Annotated in this window: 1 protein-coding gene; it reads left to right on the plus strand. The window is 45.8% G+C overall.

The genetic code is table 11. The features are described from left to right. Positions 1 to 170 precede the first annotated feature (170 nt). Positions 171 to 1,235: a M20 family metallo-hydrolase gene (locus KSW37_RS15525; protein WP_217315346.1), complete on the plus strand. Its 1,065-nt coding sequence runs from the start codon at positions 171 to 173 to the stop codon at positions 1,233 to 1,235. The last annotated feature ends 363 nt before the right edge of the window (positions 1,236 to 1,598 follow it).

Consider the following 1,598-nt stretch of genomic DNA (forward strand, 5'->3'; position numbering starts at 1 on the left):
ACAGAAATCTATCAAATATAGCCAATATCTGACTTCATTCTGTCTCAGGACACACATTCTGATGCAAAGATAATAGAATTTGTTAAGAACACAAAATAAAAAGATACTTTTTCCACTTTATCTGCTCTTTTTTTCGTATCTTTGTCCCCAAAACAATAAAAAGGGAGATTATGATGCTACAAGAAGAATATGTAAGCGATGCCGTGGATTTGCTGAAAAAGCTCATCGCCACCCCATCTGTAAGCAGAAACGAGAAGGAGGCTGCCGACATCATGGAGCAGACCATCCGCAAATATGGTTTCGAACCTCATCGTGAGGCGAACAACATCTGGATTATCGACCCTCATTACGATGAGAGCCGACCAACCCTGCTGCTCAATGCTCACATCGATACCGTGAAGCCTGTAGCTTCATGGACACGCAACCCGTTTTCACCGGATGTAGAAGAGGGTATACTTTACGGCTTGGGCAGCAACGATTGCGGCGGCGGACTCTGTTCGCTCCTCCAGATATTCAGAATGCTGACCGCAAAGCCTCAGCAGTATAATCTTATCTATCTGGCATCTGCCGAAGAAGAGGTGTCGGGAAAGGATGGCATCACCCGTGCCCTGCCTTTGCTTCCGCATATCGACCTTGCCATCGTAGGTGAACCTACCGGCATGAACCCGGCTGTTGCCGAAAAGGGACTGATGGTGCTGGATGTGATTGCTCACGGAAAGAGCGGTCATGCTGCCCGCAACGAGGGAGTAAACGCTATCTACGAGGCATTGGATGATATGCGATGGATTCGTGACTATAAGTTTGAGAAGGTAAGCGAGTTCCTGGGACCTACCAAGATGACGCTTACAGTAGTGAATGCCGGCACCCAGCATAATGTGATTCCGGATAAGTGTACGATGCTTGTGGATATCCGCACCAACGAGTTTTACGACAACGAGGAGGTTTACAAGTTTATCTGCCAGCACCTGAAGAGCGAGGTGAAGGCCCACAGTTTCCGCCTGAAGTCATCCCGCATCGACCCGGCGCATCCTCTTATCAGGAAATGTGTAGCCATGGGCATGAAGCCATTCGGCAGTCCTACCCTCAGCGACCAAGCTCTGATGCATTTCCCATCCTTCAAACTGGGTCCTGGCGAGTCTTCCCGCTCCCATTCTGCCGATGAATTTATCAAAATAAGCGAGATTTCGGATGCTGTAGCTAAATACCGGGAACTCTTGGATGGAGCCAGCATCTGAAAGAGACATTCGTTCTGACTACACCTTATTATATAGAATACAACAAAAAACGAAGCGCGGTTATGCCTTAGACATAACCACGCTTTCTGTTTTTCATCATCTTTAATCTTGTTACTTATTTTCGCTGGCAAAGATAAGACTTATTTTTTGAATACCGAATAAGAAATATAGGAAAAATGAGATAAAAAAGAGGCAATCGTTTGCACACTTTGCAAACGACAGTCCCCCTGTTTTTCGTATTGAATCATATCATGTTCTAGCCAAGCATCTTTAAAGCTTTTGCCCTTATAGGGCGTGTGGGGACATGATGCTGTTGTATCAGTTCATCTTCATTGAGTGACTGAAGGGTATTCAGAAGGTTTT

This window comes from Segatella copri (genome assembly GCF_019127135.1).
In the GTDB taxonomy this organism is placed as follows: Bacteria; Bacteroidota; Bacteroidia; order Bacteroidales; family Bacteroidaceae; genus Prevotella.

Bases quoted from the DNA above. Each gene is read 5' to 3' on its own strand.
- KSW37_RS15525 (WP_217315346.1), top strand. From the start codon at position 171: ATGATGCTACAAGAAGAATATGTAAGCGATGCCGTGGATTTGCTGAAA.